Here is a 16,313-nt window from a genome sequence, read left to right on the forward strand (position 1 = left end):
CCACCCCCCACACCCCCCCCGCCTCGCCGCAACCCTCACCGACATCGCCGCAACCCTGCAGACCCCCACCGACCCCGGCGACCCGTCCCCCTACGGCACCCCCCTCCCACAGGGCTTGGAGAACACCCTCGACGACAACGGCCACCCCGCCGACGTCCTCCCGGACCATCCGCAGTAGCAGTCCGATGCCCATGGCCGCCATGCGGTCCGTTCCTTCGCGGCCTCGACCAGGACCACGCCGTCACGTCCCCTACAGCAACAGCGTGATCGAAGGCACCGACACCAAGACCATTCTGTGGAACCTGAAATGTCGAGCCGGTGAGAGGCGGGGTGGCGCTGGCTGACGTGAGCATGCCAAACCGTGAGTTCAACCGTCGGCACGCGAGTAGCGACTTGTCAGTAGTCGGTGGTGAGGGTGTCACCGTAGAGTTTGGACACGTGGAGCCTGATCACTAGCCGGTTGTCCTCGACCATGTTTGCGAGGAAAGTCGCTTCGTCGGCGGGGTTGTCGAATTCGGGGAACATCGCGAGCATTTCACGGCCGGTGGCGTCTCCGGGAGTGGTGCTGACGGGGGAGATTTCGGCCGTGCCCTCGGCGACCGCGAAGGTGAGCTGGTCGGCGCTGCTCACGTAGAGTGCGGCATGCGGGTCCTGGGTGAGCTGGCGCACTTTGACGCGATCGGCGGTCGAACCGATCGAGATCATGCGCGGGGCGGGATCCCATCTGTAGGCGACCGTTGACAGATGAGGGTGCCCGTCGCGCTTGACCGTTGCCAGTGCCCCCATCCGATGGGTGCCGAGGAAATGCTCCAGCCTCGAGGCGGACAGTCGCATCGGTGCCGCGCCGCGGCCTGGTTCGTACGAGGTTTCGTGGATGTCGGTCATGGACTGCCCTCCGTTGTCTTGGTGCACTATTTGTTACTAAGTGCATGATCTGTCACCATGACCTTCGGCGGAAGGAGGCACTTTGATGTCTCAGGGGCACATGGATGTTCCAGTGCAGGTAGAAGCGGTCAACGTTGGCGAGCCTGTAGATTCACCCGTCGGCCAGGCGTGTTCGGTGCTCGAGGTTCTCAATCGGATCAGCGGCAAATGGGCTATCGGCATCCTGCTGCTCACCACGCAGCGGCCGATGCGATTCACGCAGCTCGAGCGTGATATCGAAGGTGTGAGTCGGCGCATGTTGACCCTGACCCTCCGTAACCTCGAGCGTGACGGTCTGGTCGTCCGGACGGTCTATCCGACGGTGCCTCCTCGGACCGAATACGAAGCGACGCCGATGGCCCGAGAGCTGTACGAGACGCTGCTGGCATTGACGGGCTGGGCCGACCGTCACCGGCACGAGATCGATTCTGCGCGTGAAACTTACGACCATCAGTCGAGGTCCGAGGGCGCGGCGGCCAGGTCATTGTTTCGAACTTGACCAGTGGCTTGCCGAGGGGCACCGCCGCGCGGAATTCGTGCATGTCCACGCCGATGAGCCGGCCCATTCCTCGTCGACCCACGACCAGAAGGCGCGGCCGCTCTGCCGACCAGGGGTTACCGGCGCGGCCCACCGATTCGATTCCCGCAGACCCTCTTCCATCAGGAAGTCATAGAACAAGCGCACCGGCACAAGCCGCTGCTGAATCGCGGTAGGCCGAGACCGAGACTGACGTAATAGCCGGGGTTATCGCAGTCCCCGCGAAGAGACGTCGTCCGTGCACGGCTGCGGGCCTACCCTGGAATGGCGACGGTCGGCTGGAGTCGGTTCGCCGGAAACCGCAGTGGACATGGGGAATTGAGGGAGGGAGACCGCAGTGAAGCCACCGGGTGTGTTGTGTCTGGAGGGGGATTGGGAGAACTCGTTGGAGAGCCGACTCAGTATCGAGTCCGCGCTCCGTTTGCTCGAGCGTGCCGGAAGGATTCGGTTGGTCCACCGTGACGTCGGAACGTATGCAGAGCTCGAGCATTATGTCGACCGCTGGCTGAACGGCGAGTTGAAGGGATATGACTTCGCCTATCTCGGCTTCCACGGCACTGCCAACACCCTTTCCGTCGGCGATGGTGACGTCTCCCTCGCCGAGTTCGCCGACCTCGTAGATGGGCGATGCGCTGGGAAAATCCTTTACTTTGCATCGTGTAGGGTGCTCGCGTCCTCGGACCAGACTTTGATGGCGTTCTGCAAACAAACCGGCGCACGGGCGGTCGCCGGCTATACCCGCGATGTCGATTGGGTGGAGGCGGCCGCTTTCGAACTCTTGATGGTCTCCGATCTCATGGGCTCGGCCAACATGAGATCGGCCTACTACAGGCTGCGGAAGGATCATCCCGAGCTGACGAAGAAGCTCGGGTTCCGGATGGCCCACTCGCTGTGGGCATCTGAACGATCGATCGCTACCGCCGCCCTGGAAAAGTGAGCGTCGTGCACGTGGAATCCATTGTCGACAAATGTTTGGCGGGCCGGTTTTCAGCTGCCACGTAACCGCATCCTGTCGGCTCGACCACCGGAAGTGCACCAGAGCCGGAACTCCGGTGGATTCGCAGTCCTGATCTGCTCTCGGTCCTGCGAGCCGAACTGTGGTGATTCGGCGGGACGGGCCGGCGAATTTCGGCGACATCGCTCGCCGTGACGAAAAAGGTTGCGACGCAGACGAAGTGGCTGATCGCGGGGTCTGATGGATTCGGCAGGACCGGCATCCCGATCTCGGCTGATGCCCTTGCGCGACCTGCAATCCGATGCGGGATCTGAAGTCTGCCTCGGGGGACTGTGGAACTCTGCGTATCGGGACCGATTTCGTCGTCGTTGGTCCCGGGGAGGGATGTGCGAGGCGGACCGGAGGGGTCGGGAGCGTCGGCTCGACAGGGAGATGTCGTGCGGTCGGTACGATCCCGGGATGCGGTGTGGGGGAGTGGTGAGGCGCGGGACGGCGAGTGTGGGTGCTTGGTGGCGGGGATGGTCTTGGTGGCGGCGGGTTCTGGCGGTTGTGGTGCTGGTCGTCGTGGTGGTGATGGTTGTGGTCGGTGTGGGGGTGGTGGGGTTGCTCGTCGAGGATGCGGGCACGCCTGCCGCTGGTGCGCATACTCGCGGGCGGGACGCTTACTGGTTGGGGCATGCCTGGGTGGACGGGCGTAAGGGTGAGGCGGATGTGGCGGCGCTGGCGAAGCAGTTGTCGGGGACCGGGGTTCGGGATCTGTACGTGCACACCGGGCCGTTGTCGGACGACGGTGGGGTGCGGGCCGAATTGTTCTCGCGGGCAGGGTGGTTCGTCGCGGCGGTGCATCGGATGGCGCCGGGGGTCCGGGTGCAGTCCTGGTTGGGGGATGTGGTTGCGCCCGCGTTCGACGGATTGCACATGAACGATCCGGCGACGCGGGATCGGTTCGCGGGATCCGTGGCTCGGGTGCTGGAGCTCGGATTCGATGGTGTGCACCTGGATTTGGAGCCGGTTCGTTCGGGCTCTCCGGACTATCTGACGATGCTCGATCGGGCTCGCGCGGTCACCTCGGCCCGGCACGCGCTGCTGTCGGTGTCCACGCCGCAACTCGAGCCGCTGCCGGGTGTGCACCACGTCGGCGCGGTGCTGACCGGGAACGGAAAGTATTGGTCGCGAGGGTATTTCGCCGACGTTGCGCGCCGGGTCGATCAGCTGGCGGTGATGTCCTACGACACCTGGATGCCGTGGCGTCCGCTGTACAGCGGCTACGTCGCCGAGCAGACCGCCCTGGCGCTGGAGGCCGCTCCGGCCACGGTGGATCTGCTGATGGGTGTGCCCGCGTACTGGGCGGACGACTACGGCCACCACGGAAATGCCGAGACGGTTCCGGCGGCCCTGCGCGGCATCCGACTCGGGCTCGGCCGCACCGCGCCGGGGCGGGAGTCCTTCGGGGTCGCGATGTACGTCGATTTCACCGCGACGTCGCAGAACTGGTCCGACTACCGGCGCGACTGGGGTGCGGTGCGCGGATAGGTATCCCATACCCTTGGTCGGGTGAACGAGTGTGCTCCCGATGCGCTGCGGGTCGGATACGTGCCGGGCGTGACCGTCGCCAAGTGGGCCAGGATCTGGTCGGAGCGGTTCGCGGACGATTCACTGGCCGTGATCGGGATCCCGCAGTCGCAGCAGGAGTCCGCGTTGCGCGACGGTGCGGTCGACATGTGCTTCGTCCGCCTGCCCATCGACCGCGAGGGTATGCACGCGATCCCGCTGTACCACGAACTGCCCGTCGTCGTGGTGCCGAAGGATCACCCGATCGCGCTGTTCGAGGAGGTCGCCACCACCGATCTCACCGACGAGCGGATGCAGGACGCGGACGATCTGGACGCGCTGTCGGGCACGCTCGAACTCGTCGCGGCGGTGGGCGGCGCGGCGATCATGCCGCATTCGCTGGCCCGCCTGCACCACCGCAAGGACCTCGTCTACCGCACGGTCACCGACCTCCCGCCGACCGAGATCGCCCTGGCCTGGCCCATCGACCTGGACAATCCGGCCGTGGAGGATTTCATCGGCGTCGTCCGCGGCCGCACCGCCCGCAGCACCCGTGGCCAGCAGGAGGACGTTTCGTCGGGCGGCAAGAGTAAACCCGCGGACGGCAAGGCAGCCGACGGTAAGGGAGCGCAGTCGGGGCGAGCACGTTCGACTGGAGGTAAGACCGGGACGGGCAAGACGGGCGGCGGCACTGCCGGTACCAGGTCGGGTGCCGGGAAGGGCGGTGGCGCGCAGAAGAAGGGCGCACGATCAGGAGGTAGCAAGACCGGCCAACGAGACGTACGCGGGCGGCGGGGTCGCTGAGGTCCTGCGGCTCGAGACCGGGAGTCCTGTCGATCGGGGCGAGAGACCGTCACGGGCGTGTTCAGCCGAAGTGTCGACTGCCGCGCGAGCCGTCGGACGCACCCGGGTGCCTGGCTTGTGTGGCGCCCTTGGCTCGCTTGATTACCTTGCGTTGCAAAAGTTTCCGACGCAAGACCGGACACGGCAGCAGCTCTTGCAACGGACCCGGACAGCGAAAAGCCGCCCGGGACGATTACTCGTCACGCCCCCGCAGGGCTCCAGGCGGCCGGTTACCCGCTTTTACTTGGGCTTGTTCTTCAGCACGGTGTCGCGGATCAGAACGCCCGCGATGGCCGCGGCGAACAGGATCAGGTAGATGTAACCGGTCCAGCCGGTGGAGGCGCCCTGCTGGTTCTCGTACAGCATGGCGAGCAGAATGACGATGACGACGACGCCCGCAACCTTGAAGGTCATCCGGGATTCACCGCTCCAGCCGAAGGCTGCGGAGGGAACCTCGGCGGGGTCGACCTTGGTGACGACGCCGCTGCTCTCGGCGTGTTCCATTTCCGTGCCGGCCACTGCTCGCTCCCATCGGTTACAGGTAGAACTGTCGGTCATCATCGTTACATACGACTGCCCGTCGTAGCCAGTGGGGTGAGCAGGTGTCGGCGTCCGTAGTGCGGAACAATGAAGTGGTGTCCGACATAGTGAGAGTCCTGCTCCTGGGCAGCACCGGTTCCATTGGTACGCAAGCGCTCGAGGTGATCGCCGAGAACCCGGACCGCTTCCAGGTGGTGGGGCTGGCCGCACGGGGCGGCAACACCGACCTGCTGGCGCAGCAGATCCGGGCCACCGGCACCACCGAGGTCGCCGTCGCCGATCCCGCTTCCGCCGCGAAACTCGGTGTGTCCCTTGCCGGTCCGGACGCGGTCACCGAACTCGTGCGCCGCACGGACGCGGACGTCGTACTCAACGCGCTGGTCGGCTCGCTCGGACTCGAACCGACCCTGGCCACCCTGGAATCGGGTCGCCGCCTGGCGCTGGCGAACAAGGAGTCGCTGGTCGCGGGCGGTTCGCTGGTGACCCGGGCGGCCAAGCCCGGTCAGATCGTCCCGGTGGACTCGGAACATTCGGCGATGGCGCAGTGCCTGCGCGGCGGACGGGCCGACGAGGTGGACCGTTTCGTGCTCACCGCCTCGGGCGGCCCGTTCCGCGGCTGGACCACCGAGATGCTCGAATCGGTGAACCCGGACGAGGCCAAAGCGCATCCGACCTGGTCGATGGGCCTGATGAACACGCTGAACTCGGCAACCCTGATCAACAAGGGCCTCGAACTGATCGAGGCGCACATGCTGTTCGGCATTCCCTACGACCGCATCGACGTCACCGTGCATCCGCAGTCGATCGTGCACTCCATGGTCACCTTCGCTGACGGTTCGACGATCGCGCAGGCCAGCCCGCCGGATATGAAACTGCCGATCGCCCTGGCCCTGGGCTGGCCGGACCGGGTACCGGGCGTCCTGGCGCCGTTGGATTTCACGCGGTCGCACACCTGGGAGTTCGAACCGGTCGACAGCGAGGTCTTCCCGGCGGTCGAACTGGCCCGGCAGGCGGGGCAGGCGGGCGGAACCGTGACCGCGGTCTACAACGCGGCCAACGAGATCGCGGTGCAGGCATTCCTCGACGGGCTGATCGGTTTCCCCGGTATCGTGCGCACGGTCGCGGCTGTGGTCGAGTCGGCCGACCAGTGGCGCGTGGAACCCAGTACCTTGGACGAGGTGCTCGCGGCGGACGCGTGGGCGAGGCAGCGTGCGCGCACGTACGTAGGCAACTGACGCAGGAGGGTTCGACACCGCATGGGGTTCGTGTTCGGGTTCGTGCTGTTCGCCCTCGGTATCACGGCGTCGGTGGCGCTGCACGAGTGTGGGCATATGTGGGCCGCCCAGGCCACCGGTATGAAGGTGCGCCGCTATTTCATCGGATTCGGCCCGAAGGTGTTCTCCTTCCGCCGCGGTGAGACCGAGTACGGACTCAAGGCCCTGCCGCTGGGTGGATTCTGCGATATCGCCGGGATGACCGCGCTGGACGAGATCGATCCGGCGGATCTGGATCGGGCGATGTACCGGCAGAAGACCTGGAAACGCCTGGTTGTGATGGTCGGCGGCATCGTGATGAACTTCGTGCTGGGCTTCATCCTGATCGTGATCCTGGCCGTCGGCTGGGGTCTGCCGCGGCTGGATTCGCCGCCGGACAACCAGATCGCGGTCGCCTGCGTGGGCGCGGACAATGCCGACGGCACCCACCAGAAGTGCAGCGGCGAGGGTCCGGCCCAGCTGGCGGGTATGCGGCGTGGCGACAAGATCGTCGCGGTGGGCGGCGTCGCGGTGCAGAGCATCCAGCAGATCGCGTCCGAGACCAAGGACCGCACCGGACCGATCGACTACACGGTCGAGCGGGACGGCAAGACGCTGCACATCACGGTCGATCCGGTGCGGGTGAACACCTACCCGGTCGATTCGAAGACGAACAAGCCCGCCGCGACCCCGGTGACGGCGAGCAAGATCGGCGTCTCGCAGGACTACTACGACACCCAGCACTACAACGTCCTCACGGCCATCCCGGCCTCGATCGGGTTCACCGGCGAGATGTTCGGCAAGACCTTCGAATCGCTGGCGCAGATGCCCACCAAGGTCGTGAACCTGTGGCACGCGGTCACCGGCGGCACGCGCGACCCCAATACTCCGGTCAGCGTCTACGGCGCCAGCAAGATCGGCGGCGAGACCGTCGAGCACGGCCTGTGGAACGTGTTCATCCTGGTGCTCGCGAGCCTGAACTTCTTCCTGGGCGCGTTCAACATCCTGCCGCTGCTGCCGCTGGACGGCGGGCATATCGCGGTGGTGCTCTACGAGAAGGTCCGCAACATGCTGCGCGGTCGGCGCGGTCTGGAGGCGGGCGGCCCGGTCGACTACATGAAACTCCTACCGGCCACCTATGTCGTCGTGGTGATCGGCGGGGCGTACATGATCCTGGTGCTCGTCGCGGACATCGTGAATCCGATCAAACTCTTCTGAGCGACAGGCTTTTTCGCCGCACGCCGGTCGGCCCGGTGTGCGGCGAGTCGGGCACTCGGGGCACGCCTCATGCGTTCTCGTGCAACAGGGTTCGGCACAGATGGTCGGCCTGGCGGGTGGTCTCGGGTTGGCGGTAGCGCGGTGCGAGGGCGAGTGCGGTCGCGCAGGCGGTATCGAGCGAGATGCGGTGTCCTACCGAGACGAAGACGGGTTTGACCCCGGGCTGGGTGCGCACCGCCCGCCCGACCACCTCGTCGTCCAGGAGGATGTCGCTGACCGAGCCGCGTTCGCGTCCGGGCTCGGAAGCGTTGCCCCACACCGATTTCGCGACACCCATGGTGGGCACGCCGGTCAGCAGGCCGAGATGGCACGCCAGGCCGAAGCGCCGCGGATGCGCCAGCCCCTGCCCGTCGCAGATCAGCAGATCCGGTGTGGTGCCGAGCTTTTCGAGTGCGGTAATGACGGTCGGCAACTCCCGGAACGCGAGCAGTCCCGGAATGTACGGGAAGTCGGTCGTGCCTCGCGCGGTGGCCGTGTCGACCGGATCGAGTGTCGCGGCGTCCAGAACCACCACGGCCGCAACGACATTGCCCTGTTCGTCGTAGGCCGAATCCAATCCCGCGATCGTCTCGAACCGCGGTGGTCGCGGATCGGTCCGATCCACCTGCGCACGCAGCCGGTTCTGTAGCGCCACGGCCGCATCCGGGTCGTCCGGAAGTTCCGCCGTCATCGCCATCCGCATATCGTCTTTTCTAGCACTCCGGCGGATTTTCCGGAAACTATTCGCTGGTCAGGGCGTTTTTCCGGTAGTGTGCGGCGATCTCGTCGCTGGTGGTGACCCAGACGCCCGGGTGATTCGTGACGTAGTCCAGGGCCTCGTCCAGATAACGGCGGCGGAACGCCTGACCGGTGACGAACGGATGCAGTGCCAGGGGCAGCACACGTCCGCTCTCGGCCGAGTCCTCGTACAGCTGATCGAGCTGGTCGACGACCATTCGCACGAAGTCGGGTCCGGTGAGCCCCTTGCTGACGAAGATCCCGATGTCGTTGAGCTCCACCGAATACGGGACGCTGAGCATCCCTGGGACGTTCAGCGGGTAGGGCTGGTCGTCGTTGGTCCAATCCAGGATGTAGTCGACGCCCAGTTCGGCGAGCAGCCGCGGTGTTTCGAAGGTTTCGGTCAGGCCGGGGCCCATCCAGCCGCGCGGGCGCTGCCCGGTGCTGCGCTCGATGTCGGTGACGATGTCGCGCAACGCGATTCGCTCCTGCTCCGGCGGCAGTCCGGTGTGCATGTGGCTGTTGCTGCTGCCGTGCGCCAGCCATGCCCAGTCGCGGTCCACGCCCGCGCGGACGATCTGCGGATACCGCTCGCCCACATCGGAATTCAGCAGTGCGCTGGCCCGGATGCCGTACTTGTCCAGGGTGTCGATCAGCCGCCAGATGCCCACCCGCGGGCCGTAGTCACGCCAGCCGTAGTTGAGCGAGTCCGGGGTCAGCGCGGTGGTGCCCGGATAGGTCGCGGTGCCGGGCAGATCGACGTAGAAGTGCTCGATATTGAGTCCGACGTAGAAGGCCACGCGCTTGCCGCCGGGCCAGTGGATCGGCGCGCGATCGATGATCGGGCTGTAGTCGAACAGGGTGATGTCTGTGCTCATATCGCTATGCTCGAACCCTCACACATGTGTGAGGGTCAACCGGAAGTCGTTGTGAGGAGCGGCATATGCGGATCGGCGAACTGGCGCGGCGCGCGCAGACCACGCCACGTCTGCTGCGCTACTACGAGGAGCAGGGGCTCATTCGTGTCGGCCGCTGTGCCAACGGGTACCGCGATTACGGCGAATCTCTCGTCGATCAGGTGATGCACATCCGCGGCCTGCTCGACGCGGGCCTGCCGACGCGGATCATCAAGCAGATCCTGCCGTGTCTGCGGGATCCGAGTGATATCCACTTCGCCGACGCGACGCCGGAGATCATGGCCGTCCTGGAATCCCAGCGTGATCGCCTGACCGATCGCGTCGAACTGCTCACGCGCAACCGCGACGCCATGACCGCCTACATCGACTCGTTGCGCGGCTGTATGCGGCCTGTCGCGGGATGATCGGCCGGGGCCGGGTGGCGGCTGCGGGGTGATGTGCGGGACCATGGTCGTGCGGCGCGCGGTATGGCGCCGTGATGCGTTCTGAGTGTGTCCAGCGATCCATGTCCGCTACACAGGAGGAATGACGACCATGTCGATTCTCGGCAAGTTCCGGCATACCGCTCGATTGACCACCGTCGCAGGTGGGGTGGGTGCGGCCGTCGCGTTGGCCGCGGGTACCGCGTTCGCGGCCAACGGCATCGATGTCACGGGCATCGGGCCCACCAATGTCATGGTGAAGTACAGCTGCGATCCCTCTGCCGGGGTAACCGCGGTGAAGGTGATGGCAGGTGCGCCGGATGCCGACCAACCGTCCGCGACGGGTTCACAGAACCAGTTCACCTGTGACGGGGCGCAGCACTCGGCCGTGGTGATCCTGCAGGGCACGCCGATGGCGAGGGGACAGCGTGTTCAGGTCCGTGCCGCACTGGTGGACCGGAACGACACCGTCGTGAAGGGTACGGCCAAGGTGGCTACCCTCGGGTGATGCTCAGGCGGTGAGCCTGTCGTCCTCGTCGATGAATCGCGTCGCGATGACGCTCACCACGGCGGTCGCCACGAGATATCCGCAGGCCAGCCACGGTGAACCATGCGTCACGGCGATCAGCGCGGTGACGATCATGGGTGTGATGCCCGAGGCGTAGATCCCCGAGAACTGATAGACGAACGACAACCCGGTGTACCGCACCTCGGGCGGATACAACCCTGCGTACAGCGTGCCCTGCGCACCGTAGAACAGCGCGTGCGCGCCGCCGAACACCACGATGATCGCCACGGCGAACAGCACGATGTTGCGCGTCTCGAACACCGCGAAAACCGGATACACCAGCAGCCCGTACGCGGCGATGCCCGCGATGTAGACCCGGCGCGGGCCGAATCGGTCGGTGAGCAGTCCCGAGATCGGGATCAGCGCGGCCATCACCACGGCTGCGATGGTGACCGAGACGAGCACCGGAACCTGACGCAAACCCAGGCGGCCGGTGGCGAAGGTGATTGCGAAGACGCCCCAGGTGTTGAACGCCGCACCCTCACCCCAGCGCGAGAGCAGACCGAGGAACGTATTGCGCCGGTTGCGCACGTTGCGGAACAGTTCGACCACCGGCACCTTGGAGATCCGGTTGAGCCGGTCGATCTCCCGGAACGCGGGCGTCTCGTCGATCCGCAGCCGCACGATCAGACCGATCACGACCAGCACCACGCTCGCGCCGAACGCGATGCGCCACCCATAGCTCAGGAAGGCGGGCTCGCTCAGCGTCGAGCGCAGCAGTGCGAACACTCCGGTGCCCAGGGCCAGACCCAGCGCCAGGCCGATCTGCGGATAACTGCCGAAGATCCCGACCTTGCGTCGCGGACTGTATTCCACCGCGAGCAGCACAGCCCCGGCCCATTCCCCGCCGAGTGCGAATCCCTGCAGAATTCGCAACAGCAGCAACAGGATCGGCGCGGCGATCCCGATCGCGCTCGCGGTCGGCAGTACGCCCATCAGCGCGGTGGACACGCCCATCAGCGCCATCGTCAGCGCCAGTGTCCGTTTGCGCCCGATCCGATCGCCGATGTGCCCGAAGACGAGTCCGCCGATGGGCCGCATCAGGAATCCGACCGCGAACGTCGCGAACGACAGCATCGTCCCGACGAAACTGCTCGTATGCGGGAAGAACAACTTGCCGAACACGATTCCGGCGGCAGTGGAGTACAGGAAGAAGTCGTACCACTCGACGGTGGTCCCGATCAGGCTCGCCGCGATCGCGGTCCGGGTTTCGGTGACCGTCAGATGTCGGTCATCTTCCACCGCGCCTTCGTGCACCGACGCGGATTCCAGCAACGACATGGGTGATCCTCTTCTTCTCCAGCGTCGACTCGACCAGCCAGAGTAGGGGCGCGGCGCAGCGCTCAGAAGGGTTCTGATCACCGAGATTTCAGCCGGGAACGGCCTGGTCCGGGTGTTCGGGGATGGTGTGGTGTTCCCGCCGCCAGACCTCGAGGTCCGGCGCGGCGGCGTAGCGGCGGGCCACGTGGAGCATGGCCGAGTGGCCGCGGCCGATGCTCAGTCCAGGAACGTCACGGTCTCGGACAGTGGGGCTCGGACGCTGTGCGGGTGCGGGACTTCGGGGTCGGGGTGGCCGATGGACATGCCGCAGAACAGGATTCGCTCCGGTGGCGGTGCGATCGTCTGGGCCACGGCGCGGTGGTATTCGGACCAGGCGATCTGGGCGCAGCTGTGCAGACCCTCCTGACGCAGTAGCAGCATCACCGTTTGCAGGTACATGCCCGCGTCGGCCCATTGCGGGGCGGGCATGTCGCGGTCGAGGTAGCAGAACAGGGCGGTGGATGCGCCGAAACAGTTCCAGTTCTGGGCTCTGGCCTGGGCGCGTCCAGCGGCGTCGTCGCGGGCGATGCCGATCGCGCCGTAGCGGCGCGCGCCCATATCGGCAATGCGCTCCCGATACGGCGAACCCATATCGGGCGGGTAGACCGCGAACTCCCGCTCGTCCCCGGAATCACCCGCCGCGATCCGGTCGCCGACCCGTTTCTTCAACTCCGCCAACGGATCACCGCTGAGCACATAGATGTGCCACGGCTGCAGATTACCCCCGGACGGCGACCGAGTCGCCGCCTCGAGCACCCGCTCCAGGACCGCCCGATCCACCGGCTCACTGGTGAATGCCCGAATCGACTGTCTGGTCCGCACCGCATGGTAGACGTCCACCTCGCCATCCTACGGACACCGACGGACCGGATGATTCCTTTGTACGACAACGACTTTCGAAAGAAGGAACGCGGGAAGGTCCGCAGACTCCGGGTTGCGTGCGGACTGCCGGGCGATGCGTGAACGTGTCCGGCACGACCACAGCTGTGACGATGCGCGCGCACAGCGGCCGCCTGGTGCTCGGTGGCGCGGCATCCGCGGTTCGGCACGATCACGCGATCCGGGCCGAAACCCCGATTTCAGGCGATAAAGTGGACACGGCGAACGATCAGCAAAGGATGCCCGCTGTCCACGAACCCGCCGGATGCCCCAGTGGCCGATGAGTGACGACGACTCTCTCCATACCCGTCGTGAGGTTGTCACACCTCTCACGGCGGAGTTGGAAGCTGCAGGTTTCGAGGACGCGGTGGAGGTCGGCCGCGGCGGATTCGGCGTGGTGTACCGGTGCTGGCAGGCGGCGCTGGACCGGACCGTCGCGGTGAAGGTGTCGACCGATGACCTGGACCCCGACAGCAGAGCGCGCTTCCTGCGCGAACAGCGGGCAATGGGCCGCTTGACCGGGCATCCGAACATCGTGACAGTCCTCGAGGTCGGCACCACCGCCGGCGGCAGACCGTACCTGGTCATGCCGTTCCACTCGGCGGACTCCTTGGAGGTGTGGCTCCGCAAGCACGGACCGCTCTCCTTGGAGCGAACGCTGTCGATCGGGGTCAAGATCGCCGGAGCGCTCGAGAGCGCTCACCGTCTCGGCATCGTGCACCGCGACGTCAAGCCGGGGAATATCCTGCTCACCGAATACGGCGAACCGGCCCTGACGGACTTCGGCATCGCACACATCACGGGCGGTTTCCGCACCGCCGCGGGCACCTTGACGGGATCACCGGCGTACACCGCTCCGGAGGTTCTCGAAGGCGACACACCGGGTCCTGCCTCGGATGTGTACGGGCTGGGCGCGACGCTGTTCAGCGCCTTGACCGGTCACGCGCCGTTCGAGCGCCGCGAGGGCGAGAACGTGCTGACGCAGTTCTTGCGGATCACCACCGAGCCGGTGCCGGATCTGCGGGTCAGCGGCCTCACCGATGACGTGGTGTCACTCGTGGCGGCGGCGATGAGCCGCGACCGCACCGCCCGCCCGACCGCCACCGCGTTCGGCAGCTCCCTGCGCCGGATTCAGCAGCGTCACCGATTCCCGGTGGATGCCATGGCACTGCCCACCGAGCCGGGCCGGAAGGTCGATGTTCGGGAAACTCCCGTTCCGCCGCAGTATCTGGTGACCCCGGGGGAGCCGGGAAGCGGCCGGGGCCGTGGCAATCTGCCGTCGGAGTTGACCAGCTTCATCAACCGGCGCAGCGAGCTGGCCGAGGTCAAGAACCTCCTGTCCTCGTCCAGGCTGGTGACACTGACCGGAATCGGGGGTGTCGGAAAGACACGTTTGGCGTTGCGTGCGGCCTCCGCCCAGCAACGCGACTTCGCCGACGGAACATGGCTCGTGGAACTCGCCGAGCTATCCGACCCGGCACTCCTGGTCGACGCGATCGCAGCCGTTCTCGGCCTCCGGGATGTCCCGGGAGCATCGTTGCTCCAGGTGGTGATGCGCTTCTCCGCCGCTCGCGAGATGCTGCTGATCTTGGACAATTGCGAGCACCTCGTCGATGCGACGGCGAAACTGGCCGACACCCTGCTGCGCAGTTGCCCGGATCTGCGGATCCTCGCTACGAGCCGCGAGGCGCTGAACATCGCCGGAGAATCGGTGGTCCAGGTTCCGCCGTTGACGATTCCGGACCAGGACCGGGAACTCACTCCCCAGCGGACGCCCCGTTTCGACGCCGTGACTCTGTTCACCGATCGCGCGGCCGCAGCTCTGCCGGGATTCCAGCTCGATGAGCGAAACCAGTCGGCGATTGCGCAGATCTGTGCCCGCCTCGACGGCTTGCCGCTCGCGATCGAGCTGGCGGCGGCTCGGCTGCGTTCGATGTCGCCGACGCAGATCCTGCGGCACCTCGATGACCGCTACTCGTTGCTGACCCAGGGAAGCCGGGCCGCGCCCACGCGGCAGCAGGCTCTGCGGTCCTGTATCGACTGGAGTTACGACCTGTGTACGGCGGCGGAGCAGCGGCTGTGGGCCCGGCTGACGATCTTCGCCGGGTCTTTCGGACTCACCGCCGCCACGGAGGTGTCCGGCGCCGCGCTGACACCGGAGGACGTGCTCGACGTGCTGTCGTCGCTGGTGTACAAGTCGATTCTGGTCCGGGAGGAGGTCGGTACCTTCGTCCGTTTCCGGATGCTGGAAACCCTGCGCGAATACGGTCGGGAGAAGTTGCAGGAATCCGGTGAATACCAGGAGCTGAGGCGACGGCACGCGGAATGGTATCGACGGCTGGCCCTGGAGGCCGAAGCCGAGTGGCTCAGCGCCCGGCAACCGTACTGGCTCGCCCGCCTCGGCAGGGAGAAGCCGAGCCTTCGCGAAGCACTCGAATTCTTCATCGGTGATGGGACCGCGGAGTCGGCCCACGCGGCCCTGCAGATCGCTGTCGCACTGCACGGGTTCTGGTTCTTCGGCGGACTCTACGGCGAGGGTCGATCGTGGATCGAGCGTGCGCTGGCGTGTCCCGAGGCCCGGTCGATACCCGATCGCGTACCAGCGTTGTGGGTCGACCTCCAACTCGCCGCAGCGCACGGGGACCTCCGTACCGCTGAAACTTCTCTGGCGGAAGTGCAGTCGCTCGCGGAACAGGACCGCAGTCCTGTGATCCAGGCTTACCTCGATCACGCCGAGGGCACCTTCGCACTCCTGAGCGGCGACGCCGCAGGCGCATGCACATCGCTCGAGAGCGCGGTGCGGCGACTGCGCTCCCAGCCGGACTCCGGACTGTATGTCAGTGCCCTGACCTACCTCGGGTGGGCCTGTGAGGTGCACGGTGACCGGGAACGGGCGGAGGAATACTGCCGACAGCTACTGGCCGTCACCGAAGCGTCCGGCGAGCTGGCCTATCGCTGTGCCGCCCTGCGCGGAATGGGTGTAGCGGCGTGGCAGCAGGGCGATCAGGACCGCGCAGAGGGGTTGATCCAGACCGCAGTGCGTCTCTGCCACGAGTTGAACAGTCCGGTTTCGGTATCTTTCGTTCTTCAATCCCTGGCATGGATCGTGGCGGATATCGATCCCGAGCGGGCCGCGCTGCTGATGGGCGCCACCGACACCATCTGGCCGGCCGGGAACAGCGCAACGATCGTGTCGCCGGACATGTCGCCGCTGCACCGGAAATGCGGTGAGACAGCACGCCGCGCACTCGGCAATCGGAAATTCGCCAGTGCGTTCCGGCGCGGTCAGGCGATGGGCATGGATGCCGCACTCGCCTTCGCGGTCGGAAAGGACAGCGCCACCGCGACCTCCCGCCCCTCCGAACTCCTGACCAATCGTGAGCGACAGGTCGCCGACCTGGTCGCTCAGGGCCTGAGCAACAAGCAGATCGCCGCGAAACTCGTGATATCCCAACGCACCGCCCAGGGCCACGTCGAACACATCCTCGCCAAGCTCGGATTCAACTCCCGCGTGCAGATCGCCGCCTGGGTGATCGAGGACCCGAGCAGACAGAGCACCTGACGCGATCGACCGATCCATCACATCGACACCGAATATGTTGCTGGAG

General features: G+C 66.1%; 15 protein-coding genes. 9 read left to right on the forward strand and 6 right to left on the reverse strand.

What is annotated here, in order from left to right; genetic code table 11:
• Positions 1–396: 396 nt before the first annotated feature.
• Complete coding sequence (locus K7711_RS24565) at positions 397–885, reverse strand: TIGR03618 family F420-dependent PPOX class oxidoreductase (protein ID WP_222971820.1); 489 nt, start codon at positions 883–885, stop codon at positions 397–399.
• A 175-nt stretch (positions 886–1,060) separates the two neighbouring features.
• Here K7711_RS24565 and K7711_RS24570 point away from each other — a divergent pair, with 175 nt between their 5' ends.
• From K7711_RS24570 to K7711_RS24585, 4 genes are all read left to right on the forward strand, one after another.
• Positions 1,061–1,423 carry a winged helix-turn-helix transcriptional regulator gene (locus tag K7711_RS24570; protein ID WP_308014927.1) on the forward strand — a complete coding sequence of 121 codons (363 nt, stop codon included), beginning with the start codon at positions 1,061–1,063 and terminating at the stop codon, positions 1,421–1,423.
• Between the two features lie 376 nt (positions 1,424–1,799).
• Complete coding sequence (locus K7711_RS24575; RefSeq protein ID WP_222971821.1) at positions 1,800–2,399, forward strand: DUF6642 family protein; 600 nt, start codon at positions 1,800–1,802, stop codon at positions 2,397–2,399.
• 516 nt (positions 2,400–2,915) lie between these two features.
• On the forward strand, positions 2,916–3,950 hold the full coding sequence (locus K7711_RS24580) for a glycosyl hydrolase family 18 protein (RefSeq protein WP_308014928.1): 1,035 nt from the start codon (positions 2,916–2,918) through the stop codon (positions 3,948–3,950).
• A 21-nt stretch (positions 3,951–3,971) separates the two neighbouring features.
• Complete coding sequence (locus K7711_RS24585; protein ID WP_222971823.1) at positions 3,972–4,772, forward strand: LysR family substrate-binding domain-containing protein; 801 nt, start codon at positions 3,972–3,974, stop codon at positions 4,770–4,772.
• A gap of 279 nt (positions 4,773–5,051) precedes the next feature.
• On the opposite strand, the gene K7711_RS24590 is transcribed toward K7711_RS24585, so the two are convergent.
• Entirely contained in the window at positions 5,052–5,330 is a 279-nt protein-coding gene (locus tag K7711_RS24590; protein ID WP_222971824.1) for a DUF2631 domain-containing protein, read from the reverse strand.
• Between the two features lie 116 nt (positions 5,331–5,446).
• Here K7711_RS24590 and dxr point away from each other — a divergent pair, with 116 nt between their 5' ends.
• Both dxr and K7711_RS24600 read left to right on the forward strand, forming a co-directional pair.
• A complete protein-coding gene (dxr, locus tag K7711_RS24595; RefSeq protein WP_222971825.1) occupies positions 5,447–6,586 on the forward strand; it encodes a 1-deoxy-D-xylulose-5-phosphate reductoisomerase in 1,140 nt (379 codons plus the stop codon).
• Positions 6,587–6,607: 21 nt separating this feature from the next.
• Positions 6,608–7,822 carry a M50 family metallopeptidase gene (locus K7711_RS24600; protein WP_222971826.1) on the forward strand — a complete coding sequence of 405 codons (1,215 nt, stop codon included), beginning with the start codon at positions 6,608–6,610 and terminating at the stop codon, positions 7,820–7,822.
• A 67-nt stretch (positions 7,823–7,889) separates the two neighbouring features.
• On the opposite strand, the gene nfi is transcribed toward K7711_RS24600, so the two are convergent.
• Complete coding sequence (gene nfi, locus K7711_RS24605) at positions 7,890–8,558, reverse strand: deoxyribonuclease V (RefSeq protein ID WP_235747745.1); 669 nt, start codon at positions 8,556–8,558, stop codon at positions 7,890–7,892.
• 43 nt (positions 8,559–8,601) lie between these two features.
• Positions 8,602–9,477 carry a polysaccharide deacetylase family protein gene (locus K7711_RS24610; protein ID WP_222971828.1) on the reverse strand — a complete coding sequence of 292 codons (876 nt, stop codon included), beginning with the start codon at positions 9,475–9,477 and terminating at the stop codon, positions 8,602–8,604.
• Positions 9,478–9,542: 65 nt separating this feature from the next.
• On the opposite strand from K7711_RS24610, the gene K7711_RS24615 reads away from it, so the two are divergent.
• Both K7711_RS24615 and K7711_RS24620 read left to right on the forward strand, forming a co-directional pair.
• Positions 9,543–9,920, forward strand: a complete 378-nt coding sequence (locus K7711_RS24615; RefSeq protein ID WP_222971829.1) for a MerR family transcriptional regulator — start codon at positions 9,543–9,545, stop codon at positions 9,918–9,920.
• Positions 9,921–10,041: 121 nt separating this feature from the next.
• Positions 10,042–10,446, forward strand: a complete 405-nt coding sequence (locus tag K7711_RS24620) for a hypothetical protein (protein WP_222971830.1) — start codon at positions 10,042–10,044, stop codon at positions 10,444–10,446.
• Positions 10,447–10,449: 3 nt separating this feature from the next.
• On the opposite strand, the gene K7711_RS24625 is transcribed toward K7711_RS24620, so the two are convergent.
• Together K7711_RS24625 and K7711_RS24630 are read right to left on the reverse strand one after the other, a co-directional pair.
• Positions 10,450–11,787 (reverse strand): MFS transporter, encoded by a 1,338-nt coding sequence (locus K7711_RS24625; RefSeq protein ID WP_222971831.1) that lies wholly within the window; start codon positions 11,785–11,787, stop codon positions 10,450–10,452.
• Positions 11,788–12,003: 216 nt separating this feature from the next.
• The gene (locus K7711_RS24630) at positions 12,004–12,666 is read right to left on the reverse strand and encodes a nitroreductase (RefSeq protein ID WP_222971832.1); all 663 of its coding nucleotides are present in this window, start codon (positions 12,664–12,666) and stop codon (positions 12,004–12,006) included.
• Positions 12,667–12,985: 319 nt separating this feature from the next.
• Between K7711_RS24630 and K7711_RS24635 the strand changes: the two genes are divergently transcribed.
• The gene (locus tag K7711_RS24635; RefSeq protein ID WP_222971833.1) at positions 12,986–16,267 is read left to right on the forward strand and encodes a protein kinase domain-containing protein; all 3,282 of its coding nucleotides are present in this window, start codon (positions 12,986–12,988) and stop codon (positions 16,265–16,267) included.
• Positions 16,268–16,313: the final 46 nt, after the last annotated feature.

Origin of the sequence: Nocardia coffeae (genome assembly GCF_019890715.1) — a bacterium.
In the GTDB taxonomy this organism is placed as follows: domain Bacteria; phylum Actinomycetota; class Actinomycetes; order Mycobacteriales; family Mycobacteriaceae; genus Nocardia; species Nocardia jiangxiensis.